The 26,508-nt window shown below is 67.2% G+C and carries 18 protein-coding genes and 3 tRNA genes; 9 read left to right on the plus strand and 12 right to left on the minus strand.

Annotated elements, in window-relative coordinates:
* Positions 1 to 384: 384 nt before the first annotated feature.
* The 4 genes from V3B46_RS04675 to V3B46_RS04690 form a co-directional block, all read right to left on the minus strand.
* Complete coding sequence (locus V3B46_RS04675) at positions 385 to 948, minus strand: hypothetical protein (RefSeq protein ID WP_329891246.1); 564 nt, start codon at positions 946 to 948, stop codon at positions 385 to 387.
* Positions 949 to 1,073: 125 nt separating this feature from the next.
* The gene (locus tag V3B46_RS04680) at positions 1,074 to 4,100 is read right to left on the minus strand and encodes a two-component regulator propeller domain-containing protein (protein WP_329891247.1); all 3,027 of its coding nucleotides are present in this window, start codon (positions 4,098 to 4,100) and stop codon (positions 1,074 to 1,076) included.
* Positions 4,101 to 4,277: 177 nt separating this feature from the next.
* Positions 4,278 to 5,687, minus strand: a complete 1,410-nt coding sequence (locus V3B46_RS04685) for an ATP-binding protein (RefSeq protein WP_049421607.1) — start codon at positions 5,685 to 5,687, stop codon at positions 4,278 to 4,280.
* Between the two features lie 6 nt (positions 5,688 to 5,693).
* Complete coding sequence (locus V3B46_RS04690; protein WP_005408779.1) at positions 5,694 to 6,422, minus strand: response regulator; 729 nt, start codon at positions 6,420 to 6,422, stop codon at positions 5,694 to 5,696.
* A gap of 204 nt (positions 6,423 to 6,626) precedes the next feature.
* Between V3B46_RS04690 and V3B46_RS04695 the strand changes: the two genes are divergently transcribed.
* Genes V3B46_RS04695 through V3B46_RS04705 form a run of 3 tightly spaced genes read left to right on the plus strand, consistent with a single transcriptional unit; the run spans position 6,627 to position 11,259 of the window.
* The gene (locus V3B46_RS04695; protein ID WP_329891248.1) at positions 6,627 to 7,868 is read left to right on the plus strand and encodes an efflux RND transporter periplasmic adaptor subunit; all 1,242 of its coding nucleotides are present in this window, start codon (positions 6,627 to 6,629) and stop codon (positions 7,866 to 7,868) included.
* Positions 7,865 to 9,823: a MacB family efflux pump subunit gene (locus tag V3B46_RS04700; RefSeq protein ID WP_154262933.1), complete on the plus strand. Its 1,959-nt coding sequence runs from the start codon at positions 7,865 to 7,867 to the stop codon at positions 9,821 to 9,823. Before V3B46_RS04695 ends, V3B46_RS04700 begins: the two co-directional genes overlap by 4 nt.
* The gene (locus V3B46_RS04705; RefSeq protein WP_329891249.1) at positions 9,820 to 11,259 is read left to right on the plus strand and encodes a TolC family protein; all 1,440 of its coding nucleotides are present in this window, start codon (positions 9,820 to 9,822) and stop codon (positions 11,257 to 11,259) included. Before V3B46_RS04700 ends, V3B46_RS04705 begins: the two co-directional genes overlap by 4 nt.
* Before the next feature lie 366 nt (positions 11,260 to 11,625).
* On the opposite strand, the gene rlmB is transcribed toward V3B46_RS04705, so the two are convergent.
* From rlmB to rnr, 3 genes are all read right to left on the minus strand, one after another.
* Positions 11,626 to 12,369 carry a 23S rRNA (guanosine(2251)-2'-O)-methyltransferase RlmB gene (gene rlmB / locus V3B46_RS04710; protein ID WP_005408775.1) on the minus strand — a complete coding sequence of 248 codons (744 nt, stop codon included), beginning with the start codon at positions 12,367 to 12,369 and terminating at the stop codon, positions 11,626 to 11,628.
* A gap of 92 nt (positions 12,370 to 12,461) precedes the next feature.
* Positions 12,462 to 12,956: a GFA family protein gene (locus V3B46_RS04715; RefSeq protein ID WP_154262931.1), complete on the minus strand. Its 495-nt coding sequence runs from the start codon at positions 12,954 to 12,956 to the stop codon at positions 12,462 to 12,464.
* Positions 12,957 to 13,075: 119 nt separating this feature from the next.
* Positions 13,076 to 15,364, minus strand: a complete 2,289-nt coding sequence (gene rnr / locus V3B46_RS04720; protein ID WP_489686283.1) for a ribonuclease R — start codon at positions 15,362 to 15,364, stop codon at positions 13,076 to 13,078.
* Positions 15,365 to 15,663: 299 nt separating this feature from the next.
* On the opposite strand from rnr, the gene V3B46_RS04725 reads away from it, so the two are divergent.
* Together V3B46_RS04725 and V3B46_RS04730 are read left to right on the plus strand one after the other, a co-directional pair.
* A tRNA-Leu gene (locus V3B46_RS04725) sits at positions 15,664 to 15,748 on the plus strand.
* A gap of 163 nt (positions 15,749 to 15,911) precedes the next feature.
* Positions 15,912 to 15,996, plus strand: a tRNA-Leu gene (locus V3B46_RS04730).
* Between the two features lie 78 nt (positions 15,997 to 16,074).
* Here V3B46_RS04730 and V3B46_RS04735 read toward each other — a convergent pair.
* Positions 16,075 to 16,821 carry a sulfite exporter TauE/SafE family protein gene (locus V3B46_RS04735; protein WP_107433349.1) on the minus strand — a complete coding sequence of 249 codons (747 nt, stop codon included), beginning with the start codon at positions 16,819 to 16,821 and terminating at the stop codon, positions 16,075 to 16,077.
* Positions 16,822 to 16,920: 99 nt separating this feature from the next.
* Between V3B46_RS04735 and V3B46_RS04740 the strand changes: the two genes are divergently transcribed.
* Both V3B46_RS04740 and V3B46_RS04745 read left to right on the plus strand, forming a co-directional pair.
* Positions 16,921 to 17,820, plus strand: a complete 900-nt coding sequence (locus V3B46_RS04740) for a LysR family transcriptional regulator (RefSeq protein ID WP_329891250.1) — start codon at positions 16,921 to 16,923, stop codon at positions 17,818 to 17,820.
* 50 nt (positions 17,821 to 17,870) lie between these two features.
* Positions 17,871 to 17,955: transfer RNA gene (locus V3B46_RS04745), tRNA-Leu, on the plus strand.
* A gap of 194 nt (positions 17,956 to 18,149) precedes the next feature.
* On the opposite strand, the gene emrB is transcribed toward V3B46_RS04745, so the two are convergent.
* From emrB to emrR, 4 genes are read right to left on the minus strand one after another with little or no spacing between them, the layout of a single operon-like run.
* Positions 18,150 to 19,736: a multidrug efflux MFS transporter permease subunit EmrB gene (gene emrB, locus V3B46_RS04750; RefSeq protein ID WP_329891251.1), complete on the minus strand. Its 1,587-nt coding sequence runs from the start codon at positions 19,734 to 19,736 to the stop codon at positions 18,150 to 18,152.
* A gap of 7 nt (positions 19,737 to 19,743) precedes the next feature.
* Positions 19,744 to 20,922: a multidrug efflux MFS transporter periplasmic adaptor subunit EmrA gene (emrA, locus tag V3B46_RS04755; RefSeq protein ID WP_142807607.1), complete on the minus strand. Its 1,179-nt coding sequence runs from the start codon at positions 20,920 to 20,922 to the stop codon at positions 19,744 to 19,746.
* Positions 20,923 to 20,933: 11 nt separating this feature from the next.
* Entirely contained in the window at positions 20,934 to 22,427 is a 1,494-nt protein-coding gene (gene emrC / locus V3B46_RS04760) for a multidrug efflux transporter outer membrane subunit EmrC (protein ID WP_329891252.1), read from the minus strand.
* Positions 22,424 to 22,867, minus strand: coding sequence for a multidrug efflux system transcriptional regulator EmrR (emrR, locus tag V3B46_RS04765; RefSeq protein ID WP_154262924.1), 444 nt, complete (start codon positions 22,865 to 22,867; stop codon positions 22,424 to 22,426). The genes emrC and emrR overlap by 4 nt, the downstream gene beginning before the upstream one ends.
* 172 nt (positions 22,868 to 23,039) lie before the next feature.
* Between emrR and V3B46_RS04770 the strand changes: the two genes are divergently transcribed.
* Positions 23,040 to 23,921: a helix-turn-helix domain-containing protein gene (locus V3B46_RS04770; protein ID WP_329891253.1), complete on the plus strand. Its 882-nt coding sequence runs from the start codon at positions 23,040 to 23,042 to the stop codon at positions 23,919 to 23,921.
* Positions 23,922 to 23,981: 60 nt separating this feature from the next.
* The gene (gene parC / locus V3B46_RS04775) at positions 23,982 to 26,225 is read left to right on the plus strand and encodes a DNA topoisomerase IV subunit A (protein ID WP_154262922.1); all 2,244 of its coding nucleotides are present in this window, start codon (positions 23,982 to 23,984) and stop codon (positions 26,223 to 26,225) included.
* Positions 26,226 to 26,508: the final 283 nt, after the last annotated feature.

Here is a 26,508-nt window from a genome sequence, read left to right on the forward strand (position 1 = left end):
CCCCTCGTGTGCCTCTCTGGGGCGGGTTCCGACCTTGGGGTGTGGGGGGGGGGGGGGGGCCTGCGCAGGGGTCGCTGCAAGTACGTCCCTGTAGGCTCGGTCGCCGCTTGCTCGTGTGCGCTCTCCTGCGCACGCGGCAAGACCCGGGTTGGGCGTCCTGCCCAACCCGCCCGAGGCGTGCCTCGGGCCCATGCGGCTCACGCCCCTGCGCAGCCCACCCGCCCGGCCACGGACAGTTTCCGGCGAGCGCCACGGAAAGATCAGAAAAAGCGGGAGCAACAGCGGGTTGCAGCGGTTGTTGGGGGCTGCCGATGAACTCTGTGGTGGGTCACTTCTCCGGTGGGTGCCGACCGTTGGTCGGCACAGCCGGTCGCCACGTCCCCTTCAGGAGTACTGCCAAAATCCGGCAATCACTTCGCCAGTTGATTCGTGGGCGTACAGGTATAGCCCTCCGAAGCCGAAAACGACATTTCCTTCGATCAGTCCATCCGGATAGTAGAACTCGTCGATCTGCATCAGAAACCGGAAACCATCCCGCAGCAGTGCGGTTTCGTAGTAGGGCTCTTCCTGAAGCAGAAGGGGTTCTTTGCTGCAGGTCAGGAACTCGAAAAACTGCTCTTCAACAAACTCGTAAGGCCCAATTCTCGCGCGCTGATAGCCGGGTAACGCATGTTCTGCCCCGACACCTTCCGTCGAAGGCGCGTGCTGGAAAACCTTCACACAGCAGTTGGGGTAGATGTTGGCCTGCATCAGATCGTCGAAGCTTTCCGGAACACAGATAGTGATGAATTTGCCCGGATCGTTCGGATTCTCGAAAGAAGCGTAAAAGCGATAAGCATCGAGCTCTCTCAGCCCTTCCAGGCACTTAGGCAGGTTTCCACCAATCCTTGCGCCGCCCACCTGTTCTGAAGGAGGCAGAATGCGTGCGACGCGGTGCAATGCAGACATGAAAATGACCGTTTAGGTAAGAGCCAGTCACCAGAACCTTATGGTCTTCGTGGAGGGAAAACCACATGCGTTCCGAAGTTGTCCCGCGGGCCGACGCCGTCCATCCACGCCACGCGTGGATGCGATCAACCGATGCTCGTTCGATCGCGGCCGTCGCTCTTGGCGCGATACAGCGCGCGGTCGGCGCGCTGGTACAGCAGCGCTGGGGTGCGGTCGTCGGCATCCAGTTCCACCAGGCCTGCACTGAACGTCACGCGCAGTCCGTCCACGCCGGCCCAGTCCGGGTGGTCGTGGAACAAACCGCGCAGGCGCGCGCACAGCTGTGCGGCTTCCTCCAGGCGGGTGTCGTTGAGCAGCAGCGCGAACTCTTCGCCACCGGTCCGCGCCGGCAGGTCCGAATCGCGGCTGGCGGCGGCGATCAACCGCGCCACCTGCACCAGCACCGCATCACCGATGCTGTGGCTGTGACGGTCGTTGACGTCCTTGAAGTGGTCGATATCCAGCACCACCAGGCACAGCGGATGGCCACTGCGCTGCGAACGCGCGAAGTCGCGCGCCAGGGTTTCATCGAAGGCACGGCGGTTGGCCAAGCCGGTCAGCGCATCCTCGCGGGCCTGCCGTTCGAATGCCTCGGCCTGGCGTGCCAGGCGCTCGGCCAGTTCGGTCTTTTCCTGGTTCAGCGCCTGCAGGTGCACGGTCTTGGCCTGCAGGTCGAAGGTGGCTTCATCCACCCGCCGCGCCAGGCGCAGGTTGCTGGCCTTCAACTGCTGCAGCAGCAGCCGGTACAGCGCCACCAGCCCGGCCAGCAGCAGCAGTCCACCCAGCACCTGCACGCTGCGTCGCTGCCACCAGAACGGCTCCACGGTGAAGCTCCATACCGCTTCCTGTTGGCCCCAGCTGCCACTCGGATGGGCAGCGGCCACGTGCAAGGTGTAGTCACCCGGCGGCAGGCCGACGAACTCCACGCTGCGCTGCGGGCCGCGTTCAACCCACCCCGTATCCAGGCCGTCCAACCGCGTGCGGTAGCGGATCCGGTCAGACATCAGGTAGCTCAGGCCGACATAGCTCACCGCCAAGCGTCGGCCGCCGGGAATGTAGTTGCGGTCCGGGCCTTCCCAATGCACCGGTGCGCCATCCACCTGCACGCTTTCAATCGCTGCCGGCGGTGAAAGGCGCTCGCGGAAACGCTGCAGGCGTTGCGGGTCGACGGTGCTCAGGCCTCCGGCGGTGACCACCCAGAACGTGCCGTCCTGGCGCAGGATCGCCGATGGGCTGGAGCTGCCGTTGGCCTGTGCGTTGGCCATGCCGTCGATCTCGTTGTAGCGCTCCACCACCACCCGGGGTGTGCGGCCATCGGCCACGGCGTTGAGGGTGGTCATGTCGGTGCGCAGCACACCGCGGTTGCTGCTGATCCACACATTGCCAAGGCGATCCGGCACCAGTTGGAACACCGCATCCACCGGCATGCCCTGCTCCAGCCCCACCCGTGCCAGCGTGCCGTTGCGCCAGCGGTACAGGCCGCGGTCGCTGCTGATCCACATCGCGTCACCCAGCTGATGGAAGCCGAACACGCTGCGGCCACCGCCCATCGGCGCGAGGTCGATCGACTGCACGTGGTCGCCGCGCAGTACGCGGATGCCCTCGATGGTGCCGATCCACAGGTTGCCCTGGTGATCGTGCTCAAGCGCGGTGATCAGGCCGCTGGGCATGCCCGCAACGCTTGATACCTGCACGCGGTCGCCGTCGATGCGGACCACGCCCTTCTGGGTGCCGGCCCAGACCACTCCCTGCGGGTCCACGCTGATCGCGCGGATGTTGCCGCCCGGCATGCCATCGGCGGCGGCATAGTTGTGCCGCAGCCGGCCATCGGGGCCAAGACGGTAGACGCCATCACCGAACGTTCCAACCCACAGGTCACCGTCCGGGCCCTGCGCCAGGCTGAGCACCGAAGGTGCCTTGCCGCCGCGGTTGTGCAGGGGCATCGCGCGGAAGCGGCCATCGACAGTCTGCAGGTCGAGGCCGCTGGCGCTGCCGACCCACAGCTGGCGTTCGCGGTCCTCGAACACGGTGCGCACATAGTCGCCACTGAGGCCATCGCGCTCGGTGTAGCTGCTGAACAGTGTTTCGCGCAGGCGGTACAGGCCACCGTTGGCACCCACCCAGATGCTGCCCTCGGCATCCTCGCGCAGGCTGACCACGCGCCCACCCGGCAGGTTCAGGCCCGCCGGCAGGCGCTCCAGGCCGTGCGCTGAGATCCGCAGCAGGCCCTGGTTCTCGGTGCCCAGCCACAGGTCACCATGGCGATCCTGCAGCATCGAGGTCAGGTGCAGCTGCCCCGGCAGGCGGTGCATCAGCACCAGCTGATCATCCTCCACCCGGTACAGGCGCTCGCCGGCGACGATCCACAGCGCGCCATCCGGAGCGCGGTACGGCCACGACAGGCCACTGCCGGCGCCCAGCCCCCACGCCGCGGGCGCCCGCTTGAGCACGCCGTCGTTGTCGCGCAGCACCAGCCCATCGAGGGTGCCGGCCCAGACCCGGTCCTGCGCATCGACCACCAGCTTGGTGAAGCTCATCGCCATCGGCAGGTCAGCGGCCGGAGCCTGGTAGACGATGCCGGTGTCCGGCGTCAGATAACCGATGCCCTTGCCTTCATACAGCAGCCACAGGCGGCCCTGGCTGTCCATCTGCATGGACTGGATCAGCACCTGCGGGGTATCGGCCTGGTGCTCCCAGACACGCCACTGGCCATCGTTGCCGCGATGGCTGACATTGCCCCGCGAATCACTGATCCACAGCCCACCCTGGCGGTCGACGAACAGCGCGCCGATGCCGTTGTCGCGCAGGCCCGGGCGGGTACTGCGGTCGAACACGGTGAAATCCAGCCCGTTGTAACGCACCAGGCCTTCCCAGGTGGCGAACCACAGGTGGCCTTCGGGGGTCTGCGCGATGTCGCGCAGCGAGTTGTGCGGCAGGCCGTTGCGCGACGTCCATACATCAATGGCGTAGTCGCGCAGTGGCGGAGCCCCCTCCTGCGCTGCCACCGGCAGTGCAAGGGCCAGCAGCAGCCACAGCAGGCCCTGTCGCAGCCATCGACCGATATCTGATCCGCAGCGCTCCACCCAGCGCCCGATGTCCCCCTGTCCGGCCATCAGTGCAGCGGCGGCGGCCAGGCAGGGCTGCCGGGCCTGGCAGCATGCGGGAACTGCCGGGCAGCGCGGGACGGCATGCCGGCGGGAACGGGCTGGCTCATCGGGGGGGAACTGGGAAGATGCGCAGATGATAGGCCAAACCCGGCCCACGGCGTCACCATCGCCAGCCGCGAAGGCTCAGCCCGCGCGGCCCGGCGGCGTCACCTGTGCACTGGCCGGCCACTGCACTACCGCCTCCAGCCCGCCTTCGGCGCGGTTGCGCAGCCACAGCCGCGCCCCGTCTTTCTCAGCCAGGGCGCGGGCGATGGTCAGGCCCAGACCGGCGCCGCCGGTTTCGCGCGAACGCGAGGTTTCCACCCGCACGAACGGGTCGAACACGGCTTCCAGCTGATCCTCAGCCAGGCCCGGGCCGTCATCGGCCACCACCACGGTGATCGCGCCACCACTACGCTCGACCCGTACCCGCACCCGGTAGGCATACATCACCGCGTTGTCCACCAGGTTGGAAAACAGGCGATGCATTGCCAGCGGACGCAACATCAACACCGCTCCGCTGCCACCTTCGAAGACGACATCACCTCCGCCCTCCGCCGTGTCTTCAACGATGCTCTCCAGCAGCGAATCCAGGTCCAGTGCGGCGCGCTGCTCGGCGCTCTCAGCGCTGCGCGCCAGCTCCAGGCCTTCACGCACCAACGCCTGCATCGCGGCCAGATCGCCGATCAGGCGCTCACGCAGCACCTCGTCGCTGACATTCTCCAGGCGCAGGCGCAGCCGGGTCAGCGGGGTCTGCAGGTCATGGGTGATCGCCGCCAGCATCTGCGTGCGCTCGGCCAGGTGCCGCTGCAGGCGATGCTGCATGGCGTTGAAGGCTTCGGCGGCGCGCTGCACTTCGCGCGGGCCGCGCAACGGCAGTGGATCGCGCTGCAGGTCGTCGCCCAGGTCTTCGGCGGCTGCGGCCAGTTCCTGCAGCGGCGCGCTGGCCATGCGCGCGACGATATAGGCCAGCACCGCGATCGCCAGCACCAGCAGGGTCAGGAACCACGGGTCCACGGCGAGGATGCCGTTGTGTGCCACCGCCGGCGAATCCAGCGCCAGCTTCAGCAGCGTGCCGTCGTTGAGGGTCACGTCGACCGCACGGCACTTGGGCGGGATGAACGCCGGATCACGTTCGCGCGGATGCTTGCGATGCCCCGGAGGCGGCGGGGGCAGCAGGTCCTGCAGCTTGGGAATGCACGAGCGGAACGAAGCGAAGTGCACATGCGCGCGTGCGACCGGGCCGGGTCGGTCATCGAGCACTTCCATCAACGCGGTATCGGCCCGCCCCAGGCGTGCGCCGGGTTGCAGCGCGCGCACGCTCGGCCCACCGATTTCGAGCAGGCGCTCGCGCAGTTCGGGGTTGCCGTCGAGCAGGTTGACGTAGCCCTGCAGGCGGTCGGCGATGCGGTTCAGGTTCTGCCGCTCGAACTCCTGCTGGCGCTTGGAGGTGGCCAGCATGGTCGCGCCGATCGCGGCCACGCTCATGCCCAGCAGCAGGATCACGAACAACCGCCCGACCATCGAGGACAGGAAATGGCGCAGGCGCTTCATCGCGGCTTATTCCAGGTTCACCGAGGAGGCCAGTACATAGCCTTCGTTGCGAACGGTCTTGATCAGTCCGTCCGGGCCACCATCGTCGCCCAGCTTGTTGCGCAGCCGGCTGACCTGCAGATCAATGGCGCGGTCCTGTGCCTCATAGTTGCGGCCGCTGCTGAGCGCGACCAGCTGCTCGCGCGACAGCACCTTGTTGGCATGGGCGATGAACACCCGCAGCAGGCGGAACTCGGCGCCGGACAGCACCACCACGCGATCGTCCGGGTCCACCAGGTGGCGATGCTCCAGATCGAACACCCAGCGCGAGAAGCGCGCACGGCGCACCGCCAGCGGCTCCAGGTTCGCCGGCAGCGCCTCGGTCCGGCGCAGCACGTTGCGGATGCGTGCCAGCAGCTCGCGCGGTTCGAACGGCTTGGCCAGGTAGTCGTCGGCGCCCATTTCCAGGCCCAGCACGCGGTCGATCGGCTCGGCACGCGCGGTCAGCATGATCACCGGCGTGTTCGAGCGCGCGCGCAGGTCGCGGCACAGGGTCAGGCCATCCTCGCGCGGCAGGTTGAGGTCGAGCACGATCAGGTCCACGTGTTCGCGGTCCAGCAGCTGGCGCATGGCGGTGCCGTCTGCGGCCGTGCTCACCTGGTAGCCGGCCCGGCCGAGCTGTTCGGCCAGCAGGGTGCGGATGTCGTTGTCGTCGTCGACGATCAGCAGTCGATGCATCGTGTTTTCAGTCTCCATGTCGCGATCATCCCGTGTCGGCAGCTGAACCGCATCCGGGGCAATGCGTACCAGTGTATCCACCCATGGGCGGGATACCTGTGGTTACGCGTATTCACCGACAGTGTTACATAGAGACATACCCCGAGGATTGAGCCGCCCATCGCCCGGTCTTCACAATGCCCACCAACGCCGCCACCGCGGCCCCGAGAGTGAAGCCACGACGTGACGTTCCGCCTGCTGCCCGCGACCCGCCGGGGTCGCCTGATACTGATCGCCCTGCTTGCCCTTGCCGTTGCCGCAGCCGCCTGGTGGCTGCTGCGCAAGCCCGCCGCCCCGGCGGTGGCGACCACGCCGGTCAGCCGTGGTGACATCGAGCAGACGGTGGAGGCCACCGGCGTGATCGACGCCTACAAGCTGGTCAGCGTCGGTGCGCAGGCCTCGGGCCAGATCAAGTCGCTGAAGGTGCAGCTGGGTGACACCGTGAAGGAAGGCGACCTGATCGCCGAGATCGATGCCACCACCCAGCAGAACCAGGTACTCAACGCGCAGGCCTCGCTGGACCAGGTCACCGCCCAGCGCGCCGTGCAGCAGGCCACCCTGCGCCAGGCCGAGCTGGAGTTCGCGCGCCAGCAGCAGATGCTGGCCGCCGAGGCCACCTCACGCCAGGAATACGATGCCGCCGAGGCGCAGCTGAAGACCGCCCGCGCCCAGCTGCAATCCTACGAGGCGCAGATCAAGGGCCGCGAAACCGAGCTGGGCACCGCCCGCGCCAACCTGGCCTACACCCGCATCACCGCGCCGATGGACGGCACCGTGGTGGCGGTGGTGGCCGAGGAAGGTCGCACCGTGAACGCCAACCAGACCGCACCGACCATCGTCATGCTGGCACGGCTGGACGTGGTCACGGTCAATGCCGAGATCTCCGAGGCCGACGTGGTCAAGATCAAGGCCGGCATGCCGGTGTACTTCACCACGCTGGGCGATCCGGACCGCAAGTACCACGCCACGCTGCGCCAGATCAATCCGGCGCCGGCCTCGATCGCCAACGAGAATTCGTCCAGCTCCAGCAGCTCCTCCAGTTCCAGCTCCAGCAGCGCGGTCTACTACAACGCACTGTTCGACGTGGAGAATCCGGACGGCACCCTGCGCATCGACATGACCGCGCAGGTCTCGGTACTGCTGAAGCAGGCCAAGGGCGTGCTGATGGTGCCGGCAGTGGCACTGGGGCCGAAGCGCCGTGGCGACGAGCGCATGGTGCGGGTGCTGGACGACAAGGGCCAGCCGCAGCCGCGCAAGGTTACCGTGGGCATCAACAACGGCGCCTCGGCCGAGATCCTGTCCGGGCTGAAGGAAGGCGAGCGCGTGGTGGTCGGCGAGGCCGGTGCGGCCGGTGCCAGCGCCGGCGGCGGCAACCGCGGCGGCATGCAGATGCGGGTCGGCGGCCCGGGAATGGGGCGCCGATGAGCACGACGGCGCCGCTGCTGCGCCTGCGCGACCTGCGACGAGAATTCCCGGCCGGCGACGATGTGATCGCCGTGCTGCGCGACGTCAATCTCGACATCCACGCCGGTGAGATGGTGGCCATCGTCGGCCAGTCCGGTTCGGGCAAGTCGACGCTGATGAACATCCTCGGCTGCCTCGATCGCCCCACCCGTGGCAGCTACCAGGTGGCCGGCCGCGAAACCGGCAGGATGGAGCCGGACGAGCTGGCCGAACTGCGCCGCGAGCATTTCGGCTTCATCTTCCAGCGCTACCACCTGCTGGGCGACCTCGATGCGCGCGGCAACGTGGAGGTTCCAGCGGTGTATGCCGGCAGTCCCGGCCCGGTACGCAACGCGCGTGCCGAGCAGCTGCTGCAGCGGCTGGGCCTGAGCGACCGCATGCACCACAAGCCGGGCCAGCTGTCCGGCGGCCAGCAGCAGCGCGTGTCGATCGCACGTGCGCTGATGAACGGCGGCGAGGTGATCCTGGCCGACGAACCGACCGGCGCGCTCGACACGAAATCCGGCGAGGAAGTGATGGCGATCCTCGGCGAGCTGCACGCCGAAGGCCACACCATCATCATCGTCACCCACGACATGAGCGTGGCCGAACACGCGCAGCGCATCATCGAGATCCGCGACGGCGAGATCATCGCCGACCGCGCCAACCCGAATGCACCGACCTACCGCGCGCAGCGCGAGGCCAGCACCGGCGTTGCCCGCGGCAACAGCTGGCGGGCCGCGCGCGACCGCTTCACCGAAGCATTCCGAATGGCGTTGCTGGCGATGAATGCACATCGGCTGCGCACCTTCCTGACCATGCTCGGCATCATCATCGGCATCGCCTCGGTGGTCTCGGTGGTGGCGCTGGGCAATGGCTCGCAGCAGCAGATCCTGCAGAACATCAGTGCGCTGGGTACCAACACCATCGACGTCTACCCCGGCCGTGGTTTCGGCGACATGCGCTCGGCGCGGGTACAGACGCTCAGAGCCAGTGATGCCGATGCGCTGGCCCGGCAGAGCTACGTCGACAGCTCCACGCCCAGCGTGTCGACCTCGGTCACCGCGCGTTACCGCAACCAGTCCTCCACCGCCCAGGTCAGCGGCGTCGGCGAGCAGTTCTTCCGGGTCAAGGGCGTGACCCTGCTCAGCGGCAGCTTCTTCGATGCCGATGCGGTGAAGGGCCTCGGCCAGGTGGCGGTGATCGACGAGAACACCCAGACCCAGTTCTTCCCCGATGTCGATCCGATCGGCCAGGTGATCCTGCTCGGCAACGTGCCGGCGCGCGTGGTCGGCGTGGCCAAGCGCCAGAGCTTCGGGTTCGGCGGCAGCACCAGCCTGAGCGTGTGGCTGCCGTACACCACGGTGATGTCGCGCATGCTCGGCCAGAGCCACGTGTCCAGCATCACCGTGCGCGTGGACGACGCCACGCCGATGGATGCGGCACAGGAAGCGATCACCCGCCTGTTGACCATGCGCCATGGCACCGAGGACTTCTTCCTCAGCAACAGCGCCGAGATCCGCCAGACCATCGAGCAGACCACGCGCACGATGACCCTGCTGATCGGCGCCATCGCCGCCATCGCACTGCTGGTCGGTGGTATCGGCGTGATGAACATCATGCTGGTGTCGGTGACCGAGCGTACCCGCGAGATCGGCGTGCGCATGGCCGTCGGTGCACGGCAGAGCGACATCCGCCAGCAGTTCCTGATCGAAGCAGTGCTGGTATGCCTGCTCGGCGGCGTGCTCGGCATCGGCCTGGCCCTGTTGCTGGGCTCGATGATCGGGCGCTTCGCCAGCGACTTCCAGGTGCTGTTCTCCACCGCCTCGATCGTTGCCGCGTTCGCCTGCTCGACCCTGATCGGCGTGGCGTTCGGCTTCCTGCCCGCGCGTAACGCCGCGCAGCTCGACCCGGTGGAGGCCCTGGCCCGCGAATGAAGATGATGACCCGACTGCCCTTCCCTGCCCCCTCGCGCCTGCTGCTGGCGGGCGCTGTACTGCTCGCCCTGTCCGGCTGCGCATTGATGGGCCGCTATCCGGTGCAGGCCCCCGACGTGGCGGCCAGCTACGGTCGTGGCGACGCCACCCTCAATGCACCCGCCGACGTTCCGCGCAGCAGCCTGGATACTCCGGGCCGCGACATCCGCCAGGACACCTGGTGGACCGGTTTCGGCGATGAACGTCTCGACCGTCTGGTGGCGCAGGCGCTGGCCGCCAACAGCGATCTTGCCGCCGCTGGCCTGGCCGTGCAGCGTTCGCGCCTGCAGGCTGGCCTGGCCAGCAACGCGTTGTGGCCGCAGCCTTCGTCTTCAGGTGTGAGTGGTAGCGCCAGCCGCGCCACCGACCAGGCCGACGACTGGCGCCGCAGCTATTCCACCGGCGTCTCGCTGGGCTGGGAAGTGGACCTGTGGGGCCGCCTGCGCACCCAGCGCGACATCGCTCGCTGGGAGGCCGAGGCCAGCGAGGAAGACCGGCAGAACACCGCGCTGCTGGTGATCAGCGACACCATCAACCAATACTGGAACCTGGCCTATCTAAACCAGTCCATCGCCACCGGCCAGGCCAACCTTGAGCGGCTGGAACGTACCCGCGAACTGGTCCAGGCCCGCTTCGACGCCGGTGCAGTATCGCGCCTGGAAGTACGCCAGGCACTGCAGAACCTGCAGTCGCAGCGTTCCTCGCAGAGTGCGCTGGAACAGCAGCGGGTGGAGACCCGCAATGCACTGACCGTGCTGCTGGACGGCACGCCCTGGCCGCAGCAGGACGAACCGCAGGACCTGCTCGGCGCACGCAGCCCAGACATCGCCGAAGGCCTGCCGACCGACCTGCTCGGTCGCCGTCCCGACCTGCGCGCGGCCGAACTGCGCCTGCGCAACAGCCTGAAGACCATCAAGGTCACCGCCACCCAGTACTACCCGGCGCTGAGCCTGACCGGCAGCCTCGGTTCCAGCGCGACCTCGCTGGGCGATGTGCTGCGCAACCCGGTAGCCACGCTGGGCGCCGGCCTGTCGCTGCCGTTCCTCAACCTGCAGCGCGCGCAGCTGGATACCGATATCGCCGGCACCGGCTACCAGATCGCCGCTACCAATTTCCGCAAGACGCTGTATACCGCGCTCTCGGAAGTGGACAATGCGTTGTCAGCACGCGAGCAGCTGGCGCGCCAGGTAGCGGCCTCGCAGGCGTCGTACGACGAAGCGGTGGAAGTAGAGCGCGCGCAGGAAGTGCGCTACCGCGTGGGTGCCACCGACCTGCGCACCTGGCTGGAAGCGCAGCAGACCCGGCGCGATGCCGAGCTGTCGCTGGCGCGCGTGCGCCAGGGCCAGCTGAACAACGACGTGACGCTGTTCAAGGCACTGGGCGGCAGCGCGGGGTGAGGCGATGCGGGGCTGCGCCCCGCACCCGCCGAAGCAACGTCAACGTCAAAAGCTGGCTTGCTGCTGGACGGCGAGGCGGGTCCGGTGGCAGGGGACGCCGTGAACCCGTCCATGGGGGCTTGGTCGCCGCATCCATGCGGCTCGCACCCCTGCCACCGGACCCACCCCGCCCTCGACCGTCTCCGCGAGCTGTCGGAATCTGCCGCTGATGGTGGGTGCCGACCGTTGGTCGGCACGGGTCCTGATCCTGGTTCTGCTCTGGTAGGTGTCGACCTTGGTCGACACGATCTTTCCGATCACAAAAAAGGGTCAGACCCCTTTCCCCGTGGGGGAAGGATCTGACCCCGATCACGTCGTACCGTCGGATCAACCGCGCTGGCGCACGGCCTCGAACAGGCTGACACCGGCAGCGACGGAGACGTTCAGGCTCTCGATCTCGCCCGGCATCGGGATCTTGACCAGGCCGTCGCAGTTCTCGCGGGTCAGGCGGCGCAGGCCATCGGCTTCGCCGCCCAGCACCAGGGCGATGTTGCCCTTCAGGTCCAGCTGGTACAGCGAGGCGGTGGCTTCGCCGGCCAGGCCGTAGATCCACACGCCCTGCTTCTGCAGGTCCTTCAGGCAGCGCGACAGGTTGGTCACCGCCACCACCGGGATCAGATCGGCGGCACCGGCCGAGGTCTTGCGCACGGTGGCATTGACCGTGGCCGACTTGTCCTTGGGGATGATCACTGCAGTGGCGCCCGCGGCAGCGGCCGAGCGCAGGCAGGCGCCCAGGTTGTGCGGGTCCTGCACCTCGTCCAGCACCAGCAGCAGGGCCTTGCCCTCGGCTGCAGTGACCAGGCCTTCCAGCTCGTTCTCGCTGTAGGTGCGGGCGGCGGCATAGCGCGCGGCCACGCCCTGGTGGCGTACCGAACCGCCGACACCGTCCAGCGCCTGGCTGTTCACCTTGCGCACGTCGATGCCCTTGCGGCGGGCGTTTTCCTCGATCTCGGTCAGGCGCGGGTTCTTCGCACCGGCCTCGACCAGCACTTCGCGGACGTTCTCGGCGTCGTTCTCGATGGAGGAGGCGACGGCGTTGACGCCGACAATCCACTGGCTGTTCTTGCTCATGCGGGCGGGGACCGGAAAGGGGGGGCTATGGTAGAGCATCGGCGCCGACCGCGCTGCGCGCTCGCCGGGCATGGCCCGGCGCTACCCGCCGCTCAGCCTTCGGCGGAGCGGCTGCGCGGCGGCCAGTGCGGGGTGTCGTGGTCGGGGTGCTGGTGGGACACGATGGTGGCCAGGAACTCCAGCGCCGCGATGTCTTCCTCGGTACGTCGCGCCGGCAGGCTGGACAAACTGTCGACGAAGGGCAGCTTGCGTTCGACCCCGTACTGGATGGTCGGTGGCAGGCGTTCGGGTTGGTCAAAGGCACCAGCGGCCACGGCCACGCCGTCGGGGGCTTCATAGGTCAACGGGGTACCGCAGTCGGCGCAGAAGCCACGCCGCACCACGTTGGACGACTGGAAATAGCGCGGCTGGCCGCGGGTCCAGCTGAACTGCACGCCGCGCACCGACACCAGCGGCGCGTAGTAGGCACCGAAGGCCTTCTGGCACATCCGGCAATGGCAGATCGAGCTGTCGGTCAGCGCGCCTCGCGCCTGGAAGCGGATCGCGCCGCACTGGCAGCCGCCGCTGTATTCGGGTTGGCCCTGCATGGTGGATTCCTCCGTAGCGGCGTGCCAACCAAGGTTGGCACCTACCGGGTGAGGGATGTGCCAACCAAGGTTGGCACCTACCGGGTGAGGTGGGTGCCGACCGTTGGTCGGCACACCTTTCAATACTGCTTTTTCGCGCGCTTGGCCGGCTTGCCACGCTCGGGCAGCGGCGGCAGGCCATCGCCCTCATCCTCACCCTTGTGCTCGACCAGGCGGAAGTCGATCTTGCGCTCTTCCATGCTGGCCTTCAGCACCAGGATGCGCACGCGATCACCCAGCCGGTAGCTGCTGCCACGGCGTTCGCCGGTCAGCGTCTTGCGGGTCGCGTCGAACTTGTAATAGTCCTGCGGCAGCTGGGTCACATGGACCAGGCCCTGCACCTTCGACTCGTCCAGCTCCACGAACAGGCCGAAGCTGGTCACGCCACTGATCACACCGTCGAACTGCCCGCCTACGTGCTTTTCCATCCACGCGGCGCGGTAGCGCTCGTCAACCTCGCGCTCGGCCTCATCGGCACGGCGCTCACGCTCGGAGCACTGCAGCGCCAGCGCAGCCATTTCGCGTGCGTTGTAGGTGAACTTGTCCAGCGGCTTGCCGGACAGCGCGTGCTTGATCGCGCGGTGCACCAGCAGGTCAGGGTAGCGACGGATCGGCGAGGTGAAGTGCGCGTACGCCTCCAGCGCCAGGCCGAAGTGACCGTGGTTTTCCGGGCTGTAGATCGCCAGACTCTGGCTGCGCAGCAGCACCGATTCCAGCAGCGTGGCATCGGGGCGATCGCGGATCTTCTTCAGCAGCTTGGTGTAATCGCCCGGACGCACCTTGGACCACGGCGGCAGGCTCAGCTTGAACTCCTTGAGGAATTCCAGCAGGTCGGCGAACTTGGTCTCCGGCGGCTTCTCGTGGACGCGGTACGGGGCCGGCACATGGCGCGACAGCAGGTACTTGGCCGCCTCCACGTTGGCCGCGATCATGCATTCCTCGATCAGCTTGTGTGCGTCGTTGCGCACCAGCATGCCGGCCTGGGTCACCTCGCCACGGTTGTCCAGCACGAAGCGCACTTCGCTGCTTTCGAACTCGATGGCACCACGCTTGGCGCGTGCCTTGGACAGCACCTTGTACAGCTGGTGCAGGCGCAGCACCTGCGGCAGCAGGTCGCCCATCCAGGCCTTGGTATCGGCATCGTCCTCACCCACCGCCTTCCACACCTGGGTGTAGGTCAGGCGCGCGTGCGAGTTCATCACCGCCTCGTAGAAGCGCGAATGCGTGACCAGGCCGTCGCGGTCGATCTGCATGTCGCAGACGAAGCACATGCGATCGACCTTCGGCATCAGCGAGCAGATGCCATTGGACAGGGTCTCCGGCAACATCGGCACCACGAAGCCCGGGAAGTACACCGAGGTGGCGCGCTTCTGCGCCTCTTCATCCAGCGGCGTACCGGGGCGGACGTAGTTGGACACGTCGGCGATGGCCACCACCAGGCGGAAACCCTCGGCATTCGGTTCGCAATACACCGCGTCGTCGAAGTCCTTGGCATCTTCACCGTCGATGGTGACCAGCGGCGTGCTGCGCAGGTCGACGCGGTCGCCGATCATGGCCGGCTCGACCACCAGTGGCACCGAAGCCGCTTCGTCCAGCACCTCCTGCGGGAACTCGAACGGCAGCTCGTGGCCGTGGATGGCGGTCTCCACCACCAGCGACGCGGTCAGCTTGTCGCCGAGCACGGCGATGATGCGGCCGATCGGCGGACGGCGGCTGTCCGGCGCCTGGGTCAGTTCGCAGACCACCAGCTGGCCGTCGCGTGCACCACCGGTCTGGTCCGGCGGCACCTGCACGTTGCGCTGCACCCGCTTGTCGTCGGGCACCACATAGTTGATGCCCATCTCGATGCTGAAGCGGCCGATCAGGCGGGTCATGCCGCGTTCGAGCACGCGGGCGATGCTGCCTTCGCGACGGCCACGGTGATCGATGCCGGTCACGCGGGCCAGCACCTTGTCGCCGTGCATCACCTTGCGCATCTCATACGGCGGCAGGAACAGGTCGTCGCCGCCTTCGACGGGGCGCAGGAAGCCGAACCCTTCCGGGTTGGCGATCACCACGCCGGTGACCAGGTTCAACGTCTGGATCGGAGCGAAACCACCCCGGCGGTTCTGCACCAGCTGGCCATCGCGGACCATGGCGCCGAGCCGGCGCGACAGCGCTTCAGCACGGTCTGGTGCGGTCAGGCCCAGGCGCGCGCCCAGTTCCTCGGCGGTCTGCGGCCCTTCGCAGCGCTCCAGCAGGGCCAGGATGGCCTCGCGGCTGGCGATGGGCTGTTCGTATTTCTCGGCTTCGCGTGCGGCATAGGGATCGTCGACCACCTTGCCGGTCGGCGGCAGCTTGCGGCCCGGAGCAGGCCCCGGCGCATCCATATTGCGGGCCTTGCGGCCACGCGGCGCGGCGCCGCCTTCATTCAATTCGGGGAACCAGCCCGGCAAAGGCTTGCCTGGCTTGGGGGTGCGGGCCGCGCCCGTCTTGGCGCCTTTCTTCGGGCCCTGGCTGCGGGACGTACTCCCGCCCTTGCTTGGTTTTTTGGTAGTCATCGCCCTACATGGTAGCTGCTGACGGCGTGCAGAACGGGTCAGCGGCTGTCTTGAAGGCCTTGCATGAAAAATATTCAGGAAGTCGTTGACAGCCTGCGGATCCATCTTCACAATTGCGCCTCTGGAACGCCCAGGTGGCGGAATTGGTAGACGCACTAGTTTCAGGTACTAGCGGGTAAAACCGTGGAGGTTCGAGTCCTCTCCTGGGCACCAACGAAAAAACTCCTCGCTTCGGCGGGGATTTTTTTTGCCTGCAATCCGGCCCTGAGGCTCGACGCTTTCTCCTCCAGGAAGGAACTCCAACCCGGTATCGGCAATGATCTTCACAAGGGTGTTGACACCCCCGTAACAACATCCCATAATCTCGCTCCTCGACGCCCAGGTGGCGGAATTGGTAGACGCACTAGTTTCAGGTACTAGCGGGTAAAACCGTGGAGGTTCGAGTCCTCTCCTGGGCACCACGTCGAGAATGAGAAAAACCCGCGAAAGCGGGTTTTTTCATGCCCGTGATTCGGCATCGCCGCGACCGGCGGCCGGCATCACAACAGCGGCCGCAGCACCAGCTCCAGCCCGAGCAGCAGCAGGAAACCCAGGAAACAGGCGCGGAACACCCGCGCACTGATCCGCTGCCGGATCACCTGCCCCAGCCACATGCCCAGCAATGCCGGCAGCACCGCCAGCGTACTCAGCCCCAGCTGCTGGATGCCGAATGCGCCGTGCAGCACCAGGCCAGTGGTCAGCGAAATCGTCGACACAGTGAACGCCAGCCCCAGCGCCTGCACCAGCTCCTCGCGCTGCAACCCCAGCGACTGCAGGTACGGCACCGCCGGCATCACGAATACGCCGGTGGCGCCGGTCACCACACCCGACAACGCCCCCACCAGCGGCCCCAGCCATCGCTCGCGCCGCTGCGGTACGCGGAACACCGGCGCGAGCAGCGCATATGCCGCGTAGACCACCAGCGCCACGCCCAAAGCCACGCGCGACCAGGTGCGATCGACCCGCACCAGCAGCGCTGCCGAACCCAGTGTCACCACCACCACGGCCAGCATCATCGGCCACAGGCGCCGCACGATGTGGCCCAGCGATGGCCCGGACAACAGCTGCCACGCATTGGTGACGAAGGTGGGGATGAACAACATCGATGCCGCCGCCACCGGCGACAGCGCGCCACCGAGCAGACCCATCGCCACTGTCGGCAACCCCATGCCGGTCACGCCTTTGACCACACCGGCCAGCACGAACACCACCACCAGCAGCACATAGAAGTACATCGATTCATTCATGTGTTCATTGGATCGAGCGGCCGCTCGGCGCACAATGCGGTCTTCCCGGCCTCGCCTTCGGCTGATCCGAAGGCTCAGGCGTTGCGATGAGGGCATCACATGCGGATGGATATCGCCGACCTGCGCCTGTTCCTGGCCATTGCCGAGGCGGGCAGCATCACGGCCGGTGCCGCGCAGGCAAACCTGGCATTGGCTTCAGCCAGCGAACGCCTGCGCACGATCGAAGCCGATGCCGGCACCGTACTGTTGAACCGCCATCCGCGCGGCGTCAGCCTGACCGAAGCCGGTGCCGCGCTCGCCCACCATGCACGTTTGATCCTGCAGCAGCAAGCGCAGCTGCGCGGTGAACTGCAGGCGTTCGCGCATGGCGCGCGCGGCACCCTGCATCTGTATGCCAACACCGCCGCGCTGACCAACTACCTGCCCTCGCGGCTGGCACCGTGGCTGGCCGAACGCCCACGCCTGCACGTGGAGCTGCTGGAGCGCACCAGCCCCGAAGTCGTGCGCGCGATCAGCGCTGGCCAGGCCGAGGCCGGCATCATCAGCGATGCGGTCGACGCTGCCGGCCTGCAGCAGCATGTGGTCGCCGAAGATCCACTGATGATGCTGCTGCCCGCAGACCACCGCTTCGCGTCGCGGCGCAGCGTGGCCTTCGCCGAGGTTGCCGGCGAGACCTTCGTCGCACTGGCCGATGGCAATGCACTGCAGACCTACATCGAGGACCAGGCGCGCGGCATCGGGCGCCGCCTGGACGTACGCATCCGCATGAAGACCTTCGAAGGCGTATGCATCATGGTCGGCCACGGCATTGGTGTCGGCATCGTGCCGCGGACCATCGCCCGCCAGCATCGGCGCAGCACGCATACCGTCGCCGTACCGCTCGCCGATGCATGGGCACAGCGCCGCCTGTGCGCCTGTTTTGCCGAGTGGGCGCAGTTGTCATCAGCGATGCGCAGCCTGCTGCTTCACCTGGGCGTACAGCCGCAGAAAAAGGTGTGAAATGTTGTTGACACATCTTCTGTCGCTCCCCATAATTCATCTCCTGAGTCGCCCAGGTGGCGGAATTGGTAGACGCACTAGTTTCAGGTACTAGCGGGTAAAACCGTGGAGGTTCGAGTCCTCTCCTGGGCACCATGACTCAAGATGATCAAACCCGCGAAAGCGGGTTTTTTCGTTTCCGGGGTTTGCAGCGTCAACGCGATGATGACGTCCATGCGCCCGCGGTAGATCCACGCCATGCGTGGATGCATCCGGTGTTCGCCGGAACGCACAAACAAAAACCCCGCCTTGCGGCGGGGTCAAAATACAGCACGTGTTTCCAGGGAGTTTCAGTGTCCGCCACCGGCGGCCGCACCTGCGCCTGCGCCGAACGGCGGCTTGGCCAGCCACAGGAACGCGATGATCGCCAGGAAGATCCAGCCCAGCAGGAAGAAGATGTCGTTGAAGCCCATCTGCGATGCCTGGTGGTTGATCATGTTGTTCAGTACCGCTGCGCCATGTTGCAGGTCGCCCTGCCCCATCGCGGTGACCTGGTCCTGCATGCCCGGCTGATAGACCGAGATGTGCTCGGTCAGGTCGGCGTGGTGCACCTGGGTGCGCCGCGCCCACAGCCACGTCGTCAGCGACGCCGCGAAGCTGCCGCCCAGCGTACGCAGGAAGGTGGCCAGGCCGGAGCCCGCCGCGATCTCGCGCCCGTCCAGGTCCGACAGCAGGATCTGCAGCACCGGCATGAAGAACAGCGCGACGCCGATGCCCATGATCAGCTGCACGCCCGCCACATGGTTGTAGTCCACCTGCAGGTTGAAGTTCGAACGCAGGAAGCTGGTCATCGACAACACAATGAACGCAATCGTAGCCAGCATGCGCATGTCGAAGCGCGATGCATACTTGCCCACGAACGGTGTCATGATCACCGGCAGGATGCCGATCGGCGCGGTCGCCAGGCCTGCCCAGATCGCGGTATAGCCCATGTCCCGTTGCAACCACTGCGGGATCAGCAGGGCCACGCTGAAGAACGCCGCGTAGGCCACCACCATTGCCAGCGTACCGGCGCGGAAGTTGCGATGGCGGAAGAGCTTCAGGTCGACGATCGGATCCTTGTCGGTCAGTTCCCAGATCAGGAACACCGTCAGCGTCACCACGGCCACGCAGGCCAGCACCACGATCTTCATCGACGAGAACCAGTCCTCGTCGTTGCCAAGATCAAGCACCAGCTGCAGCGCACCGACACCAATCACCAGAGTGATCAGGCCGACGTAGTCCATCTTCGGCTTCTCGACCTGCTCCGGGCGCCCCTTCAACTGGTTGCCCACCACGAGGGCAGCGAAGATGCCCAGCGGCACATTGATCAGGAAAATCCATTCCCAGCTGTAGTTGTCGGTGATCCAGCCACCGAGAATCGGGCCACAGATCGGCGCCACCACCGTGATCATCGCCAGCAGCGCCAAGGCCTGCCCGCGTTTCTCGCGTGGATAGATCGAGACCAGCAGCGACTGCGTGATCGGGTACATCGGGCCGGCCACGAAGCCCTGCAGCGCACGCGACACCACCAGCATGCCCATGCTCTGCGCCAGGCCGCACAGCAGCGAGGTGATGACGAAGGCCAGCGTGGCCCAGACGAACAGCTTGCGTTCGCCGAAGCGGCGGCTGAGCCAGCCGGTCAGCGGCAGCGCGATGGCTGTGCTGACCGCGAACGAGGTGATGACCCAGGTCGCCTGCTGCGAACTGGCGCCGAGGTTACCGGCGATGGTCGGCAGCGAGACGTTGGCGATGGTGGTGTCGAGCACCTGCATGAACGACGCCATCGCCAGGCCCACGGTGCACAGGGCGACGCTGGGCGGCAGGAACCCGGAGGCCGCACCCGGCGCCGCCGGGGCGCCCGGAGCACCGGGCGCGGCTGGAGCTTGTGCGGACATGGCGACCTCAGCCCACCTTCGCCTGCTGCGGCAGGTTGCCCTGGATGATCGTGTGGATCACCTCGTCGGCATCATGCAGCTGCTTGGCATACACGTCGGTATCGAACACCGTGCCCTTGGCCGGGGCGCTCGGCAGCACTTCTCCCTTCTGGTCGCGCAGGCTCACTTCGGCCTTCATCGACAGGCCGATGCGCAGCGGGTGTTCGGCCAGCTGCTTGGCATCGATGGCGATGCGTACCGGCACGCGCTGCACGATCTTGATCCAGTTGCCGCTGGCGTTCTGCGCCGGCAGCAGCGAGAACGCCGAGCCGGTGCCCAGGCCCAGGCTCTGGATGCGGCCCTTGTACTTCACGTCACCGGCGTAGAGGTCCGACTTCAGCTCCACTTCCTGGCCCAGGCGCATGTGGCGCAGCTGGGTTTCCTTGAAGTTGGCCTCGACCCACATCTGCTCGGTCGGCACCACCGCCATCAGGGCATTGCCCGGCTGCACGCGCTGGCCGACCTGCACCGAACGACGGGCGACGTAACCGGTGACCGGCGCGACGATGCCGGCGCGGGCGTTGTTGAGGAAGGCCTGGCGCAGCTGCGCGGCGGCCGCCTGCACGTCCGGCTGGGTGGCGATCACGGTGTCGTCGACCAGCGCGCGGTTGCGCTCGACGGTCTCGCGCGAACCGGCCACGGCCGCTTCGGCAGCGGCCAGCTCATCGCGGGCGTGGGCCAGTTCTTCATTGGAAATGGCGCCGGTGGCGGCCAGGTCCTTGCGGCGGGCGAAATCTTCGCGCACGCGCTTCAGGGTCACCTGGCGGGCGTTCAGGTCCGCCTGCGCGCCCTCCACGCTGCGGTACAGGCCACGGGTCTGGCGCACGGTCTTGGCCAGGTTGGCTTCGGCCTGCTGCAGCGCCACCGACGTGTCGGACGGATCCAGCTGTACCAGCAGCTGGCCGCGCTCCACGCGCATGCCGTCATCGGCGTTGATGGCGACCACGGTACCGGCCACCAGCGGGGTGATCTGCACCTGGTTGCCCTGCACGTAGGCGTCGTCGGTTTCTTCGAACCAACGGCCGAACATGAAGTACCACAGCGCCAGTGCGGCAAGCAGCAGCACGACGATCACGAACAGGCCACGCAGCAGGTTGCCGCGGCGGTTGGGGGCGGCCGGGGCCGCAGTGTCTTGGGTCTGGCTCATGGCGGAAGTCTTCAGGAATGCGAGGAATCGGAATGGGAGTCGATCGGTGCGCGGTCGGCGTCAGAGGGCTGGAAACCACCGCCCAGCGCCTTGCTCAGGCGCACCGAGGTCTGCACCTGCTGCGACTGCAGGCCGGCCAGCTGCTGCTGCGACTGCAGCAGGGTGGACTGCGCGGTCAGCACGTCCAGGTAGCTGCCGATGCCGGCGCGGTAGCGCTGCTGGGCCAGGTCGAAGGCCGAACGTGCGGTATCCACCGCCTGCTGCTGCGAATGCGCCTGCTGTGCCAGCGAACGCACCGCGTTGACCTGGTCGGCCACGTCGCGCAGTGCATCGAGCACGGTCTGGTTGTAGTTGGCCACCGCCAGGTCGTACTGCGCATCGGTGTTGGCCAGGTTGGCGCGCAGCTTGCCGCCTTCGAAGATCGGCAGGCTCAACGCCGGGCCGATATAGGCGAAGGTGGAGCTGCTCTTCAGCAGATCGCCCACGTTCGGTGCGACGACGCCGGCCAGTGCGGTCAGGTTGAAACTCGGGTAGAACCTGGTCCTGGCGACCTTGATCTGCTTGTCCGCCGCTTCCACGCGCCAGCGCGCGGCAACGATGTCCGGGCGACGACCCAACAGTTCGCTGGGCAGCACGCCCGGCAGCTGCAGCGCCATCGGATTCAACGCCTGCGGGCGCTGGATCGACAGGCCACGGTCCGGCCCCTTGCCGACCAGCGCGGCCAGCGCGGTGCGGGCGGCATCGATGCGCTGCTGCGCGGCCTGCACCTGCTGCTGCGCGGCGGGCACGCGGGCCTCGGCCTGGCGCACCTGCAGATCACTGTCGATGCCGGCGCTGCGGCGCTGGCGGGTCAGTTCCAGCGACTTCTGCGAGCGGCCCAGCTCTTCTTCGGCCACGTCATTGAGCTGCCATGCATACGCCAGGTCGGCATAGGCCTGGGTGATGCCGGTGGACAGGTTCAGGCGTGCAGCCTGGGCTTCGACAGTGGCGGCATGGGCGCCGTCCACGGCCGCTTCCCAGGCAGCGCGCTTGCCACCCCACAGGTCCACGCCATAGCTGAAGTCGAAGGCGACCTGGCTGCTGCCAGCGTAATGGCCCCCCATCTCGCTGCCGGCCATCGACTCAGGCAGGCGCAGGCCGGTATAGCCACCGGACACCGACAGGCTGGGCAGGCGATCGGCACGCGCGGTACCGACCTGCGCCTGCGCCTGGCGCAGGCGCGCATCGGCAGCGTCCAGGCTCGGGTGGCCGGCCAGGCCCTCGGCGACCAGCGCGTCCAGCTGCGCATCGCCCAGTGCCTTCCACCAGTCCTGCGCCGGGAAGCCGGTGGCGCTCAGGTCGGTATCGGCCAGGGTGCGTTCGCTGTGCAGGCTGTCCACATCGAGCACGTGGCCCTGCGGGTTGAGGCCACGACTGCTGGCGCAGGCGGCCAGGGCCAGGGCCAGCGCTGATACCAGCAGCGCGCGCCCGGACCGGCGGAGAGTGGAATGCGGGATCGGGTTCATGGGGTCGTCAGGGAATCGCGGATTCGGGTGAGGAGGGAGAGCAGCTGCGTGCGTTCGTCGGCGGACAGGTCACGCAGGGCGTAATCCATCACCGCGTCGCCACGCAGCTTCAGCCGCGCCCACAGTGCGCGGCCTTCATCGGTCAGCACGATCTGCAGCGCACGCCGGTCCTGGGCATGCGGTTCGCGGCGGACGCAGCCCAGCGACTCCAGCTTGTCCAGCAGGCGGGTCACCGCACTGGGCACCTGGTCGATGGCCTGGGCCAGCTCGTTGGCCGTGCACGGGGCCATGTTGGAAAGCACCTTCAACCCGATGTAATGGGTGAAGCCGATACCCAGGCCTTCTTCAGCCATGGATGCGTCGAGTTGACGGACCAGGCCGTCGCGCACCTGGCGCAGCAGCAGGCCGAAGCTGGGGGGAGTGGTTGCAGGACAGATCATGGGGGAGCATTCTCTTCCAAAAAAAATATTTCTCAATGGAAATATTCGATCTGGCATCGAATGCTGTGTTGCAGCAGCGGGCTGGATCAACGAAGGCGCCTACCTTAATGATCTGGTCAGGTGGCCCGGTAGTACAATTCAGCCAATGGATGACACATTTCAGCCAGCGGATATGATGAACAAGGCAGAAATCCCACCTCCCAAGCGGTTGCTGCGCGACGACGCCCTGGATTGGTTCGAGCGCAATGACGGGCCACCGGTTGTCGCCTTCCGCTTCGACAGCCCCTTGGGCCTGGTCCGTGAAGTGGACTGGCACCACCATCAGCGCGCGCAGCTGATCTGCGTCGAACGCGGCCTGCTGACCACCCGGACCTCGCACGGGACGTGGTCACTGGCGCCGGGCTCGGCCGGCTGGATGCCGCCGCTGGAGCCGCACACGGTCACCCTCGACGGCCCGCTGCGCGGCTGGGGCATGGCGCTGGCCGCACCGGCCTGCGCCACCCTGCCCGCCGATCCCTGCGTACTGGGCCTGTCCAAGCTGGCGCAGGCGCTGGCCGACCGCATCTGCGAATGGCCGCTGGGCTACGACACCACGCCCGAGCGCCAGCACATCATCGAGGTGCTGCTGGACGAGATCCGTATCGCGCCGCGCCAGCGCATGCACCTGCCGATGCCGCATGACCGGCGCCTGCTGAAGATCGCCTCGCAGCTGCTGGCCGACCCGTCCGACGAGCGCAGCCTGGCCGAATGGGCGCACTGGGCCGGGCTGTCGCCGCGCAGCCTGACCCGCCACTTCCGCGACGAGACCACGCTCAGCTTCGCGCAGTGGCGGCAGCAGGCCCGGCTGTCCGAAGCCCTGCGCCAGCTGACCGACGGCCGCAGCGTGGCCGATATCGCCCACGCGCTGGGCTTCAGCAGTGCCAGCGCCTTCGTCACCGTGTTCCGCCGCCACTTCGGGCTGCCACCGGGGCGCTACCTGGCACGGGCCGGACACGGCCTGGAAACCGGGCTGGACCCTGCGCGCGGCTTGGCATCCCCCGCCGCATCCGGATAATCACAGGATTGCGAGCGGCGACCGCCGTCGCCGCCTCCCGACAACAGGTAACAACGCCGCATGACCGAACTTGCCCGCCCCGTGTTCCACGGATTCGAACAACTGCCGCTGCGCGAGTACGCCGAACGCGCCTACCTCGACTACTCGATGTACGTGGTCCTGGACCGCGCCCTGCCGTTCATCGGCGACGGGCTGAAGCCGGTGCAGCGCCGCATCATCTATTCGATGAGCGAGCTGGGCCTGAATGCCGCGTCCAAGCCGAAGAAGTCCGCGCGCACCGTCGGTGACGTCATCGGCAAGTACCACCCGCACGGCGACAGCGCGTGCTACGAGGCGCTGGTGCTGATGGCGCAGCCGTTCTCGTACCGCTACCCGCTGATCGAGGGCCAGGGTAACTTCGGTTCCAGCGACGACCCGAAGTCGTTCGCGGCGATGCGTTACACCGAATCCAAGCTGACCCCGATTGCCGAAGTGCTGCTGGGCGAACTGGGCCAGGGCACCACCGACTGGGCACCGAACTTCGACGGCACCCTGCAGGAGCCGACCTGGATGCCGGCGCGGCTGCCGCACCTGCTGCTGAACGGCACCACCGGCATCGCCGTGGGCATGGCCACCGACGTGCCGCCGCACAACCTCAACGAGATCGTCAGCGCACTGCTGCACCTGCTGGACAACCCCGATGCCAGCGTGCGCGACCTGTGCGAGCACGTGCAGGGCCCGGACTATCCGTCCAGCGCCGAGATCATCACCGCGGCCAACGATCTGCGGAACATCTACGAAACCGGCAACGGCAGCGTGCGCGCACGTGCGACCTTCACCAAGGAAGCACACAACATCGTGGTCACCGCGCTGCCGTTCCAAGTGTCGCCGTCGAAGGTGATCGAGCAGATCGCCGCGCAGATGCGCGCCAAGAAGCTGCCGTGGCTGGAAGACATCCGCGATGAGTCCGACCACGCCAACCCGGTGCGCGTGGTGCTGGTGCCGCGTTCCAACCGTGTCGACGCCGAGCAGCTGATGGGCCACCTGTTCGCGACCACGGACATGGAGCGCAGCTACCGCGTCAACCTCAACGTGATCGGGCTGGACGGCCGTCCGCAGGTGAAGAACCTGAAGATGCTGCTCAGCGAATGGCTGACCTTCCGCAGCAACACCGTCACCCGCCGCCTGCAGCACCGCCTGCAGAAGGTCGAGCGCCGCCTGCACCTGTTGGAAGGCCTGCTGGTCGCGTTCCTCAACCTGGACGAGGTGATCCACATCATCCGTACCGAGGACGAACCGAAGGCGGCGCTGATCGCGCGCTTCGGCCTGTCCGACGACCAGGCCGAGTACATCCTGGAAACCAAGCTGAAGCAGCTGGCCCGCCTGGAGGAGATGAAGATCCGCGGCGAGCAGGACGAGCTGGCCAAGGAGCGCGAGAAGATCCTCGGCATCCTCGACAGCAAAGCCAAGCTGAAGAAGCTGATCCGCGACGAACTGGCCGCCGACGCCAAGAAATTCGGCGACGCGCGCCGTTCGCCGCTGGTGCAGCGGCAGGCGGCGCAGGCCATCGACGAGACCGAGCTGGTGCCGAGCGAGCCGATGACGGTGGTGCTGTCGGAGAAGGGCTGGATCCGCGCCGCCAAGGGCCACGACGTCGATGCGTCCGCCCTGTCCTACCGCGACGGCGACGCGCTGCAGGGCGCGGTGCGTGCGCGCAGCACGCAGCAGGTCGCGTTCCTCGACAGCGAGGGCCGCGCCTACTCGACGCCGGTGCACACCCTGCCCTCCGCGCGTGGCAACGGTGAACCGCTGACCGGCCGCTTCTCGCCGGCCGCGGGCACCAGCTTCGTGACCCTGGCCAGCGCCGAACCGGACACCCGCTTCGTGCTGGCCTCCACCCACGGCTATGGCTTCGTCACCCGCTTCGAGAACCTGATCGGCCGCAACAAGGCCGGCAAGGCGATGCTGAACCTGTCAAGCGGTTCGAGCGTGCTGACCCCGTCGGTAGTAGCCAACGTCGCCACCGACCGCATCGTGGCGGTCACCAGTTCGGGCAACCTTCTGGCGATCGCCGCCAACGACCTGCCGGAACTGGACAAGGGCAAGGGCAACAAGATCATCGAGATCCCCAAGGCCAAGCTCGCCACCGAACGTGTGGTCGCCATCGTGGCGATCAGCCCGGGGCAGACCCTGCAGGTGCGCAGCGGCCAGCGCACGATGGGCCTGAAGTTCAACGAGCTTGACGCCTATCTCGGCGCCCGCGCCACCCGCGGCCACCTGCTGCCGCGCGGCTGGCAGAAGGTGGAAGGGCTGTCGGTGGAATAAAGGCTGGGGCCTTGCTTCTGGTGGGTGTCAACCTTGGTTGACACGCCTTGCCGGAGACCAGACACGAAAAAGCCGGGGCATTCCCCGGCTTTTTCGTTGTCGGCTGGCGGGCGGTGGAGCAGCTGGCTGGCGAAAGCTGGCTGGCGGTGCTCCGGTGCTGGCGGGCGACAGAACCCTGTGCTTCTTCTGGTAGAGCCGAGGGGGGGGGGGGGGGGGGGGGGGGGGCCGGGGCCCCCCCCGCGGGGGGGGGGGGGGGGGGGCGGGGGGGGGGCGCCCCAGGCGG

The organism is Stenotrophomonas sp. SMYL11 (assembly GCF_036320005.1).
GTDB lineage: Bacteria > Pseudomonadota > Gammaproteobacteria > Xanthomonadales > Xanthomonadaceae > Stenotrophomonas > Stenotrophomonas maltophilia_A.

What these genes read in the sequence shown, in the direction of transcription:
- V3B46_RS04675 (WP_329891246.1), bottom strand. Translation starts at nt 948, where the DNA reads ATGTCTGCATTGCACCGCGTCGCACGCATTCTGCCTCCTTCAGAACAG.
- V3B46_RS04680 (WP_329891247.1), bottom strand. Translation starts at nt 4,100, where the DNA reads ATGGCCGGACAGGGGGACATCGGGCGCTGGGTGGAGCGCTGCGGATCA.
- V3B46_RS04685 (WP_049421607.1), bottom strand. Translation starts at nt 5,687, where the DNA reads ATGAAGCGCCTGCGCCATTTCCTGTCCTCGATGGTCGGGCGGTTGTTC.
- V3B46_RS04690 (WP_005408779.1), bottom strand. Translation starts at nt 6,422, where the DNA reads ATGGAGACTGAAAACACGATGCATCGACTGCTGATCGTCGACGACGAC.
- V3B46_RS04700 (WP_154262933.1), top strand. Translation starts at nt 7,865, where the DNA reads ATGAGCACGACGGCGCCGCTGCTGCGCCTGCGCGACCTGCGACGAGAA.
- V3B46_RS04705 (WP_329891249.1), top strand. Translation starts at nt 9,820, where the DNA reads ATGAAGATGATGACCCGACTGCCCTTCCCTGCCCCCTCGCGCCTGCTG.
- rlmB (WP_005408775.1), bottom strand. Translation starts at nt 12,369, where the DNA reads ATGAGCAAGAACAGCCAGTGGATTGTCGGCGTCAACGCCGTCGCCTCC.
- V3B46_RS04715 (WP_154262931.1), bottom strand. Translation starts at nt 12,956, where the DNA reads ATGCAGGGCCAACCCGAATACAGCGGCGGCTGCCAGTGCGGCGCGATC.
- rnr (WP_489686283.1), bottom strand. Translation starts at nt 15,364, where the DNA reads ATGGATGCGCCGGGGCCTGCTCCGGGCCGCAAGCTGCCGCCGACCGGC.
- V3B46_RS04735 (WP_107433349.1), bottom strand. Translation starts at nt 16,821, where the DNA reads ATGAATGAATCGATGTACTTCTATGTGCTGCTGGTGGTGGTGTTCGTG.
- V3B46_RS04740 (WP_329891250.1), top strand. Translation starts at nt 16,921, where the DNA reads ATGCGGATGGATATCGCCGACCTGCGCCTGTTCCTGGCCATTGCCGAG.
- emrB (WP_329891251.1), bottom strand. Translation starts at nt 19,736, where the DNA reads ATGTCCGCACAAGCTCCAGCCGCGCCCGGTGCTCCGGGCGCCCCGGCG.
- emrA (WP_142807607.1), bottom strand. Translation starts at nt 20,922, where the DNA reads ATGAGCCAGACCCAAGACACTGCGGCCCCGGCCGCCCCCAACCGCCGC.
- emrC (WP_329891252.1), bottom strand. Translation starts at nt 22,427, where the DNA reads ATGAACCCGATCCCGCATTCCACTCTCCGCCGGTCCGGGCGCGCGCTG.
- emrR (WP_154262924.1), bottom strand. Translation starts at nt 22,867, where the DNA reads ATGATCTGTCCTGCAACCACTCCCCCCAGCTTCGGCCTGCTGCTGCGC.
- V3B46_RS04770 (WP_329891253.1), top strand. Translation starts at nt 23,040, where the DNA reads ATGATGAACAAGGCAGAAATCCCACCTCCCAAGCGGTTGCTGCGCGAC.
- parC (WP_154262922.1), top strand. Translation starts at nt 23,982, where the DNA reads ATGACCGAACTTGCCCGCCCCGTGTTCCACGGATTCGAACAACTGCCG.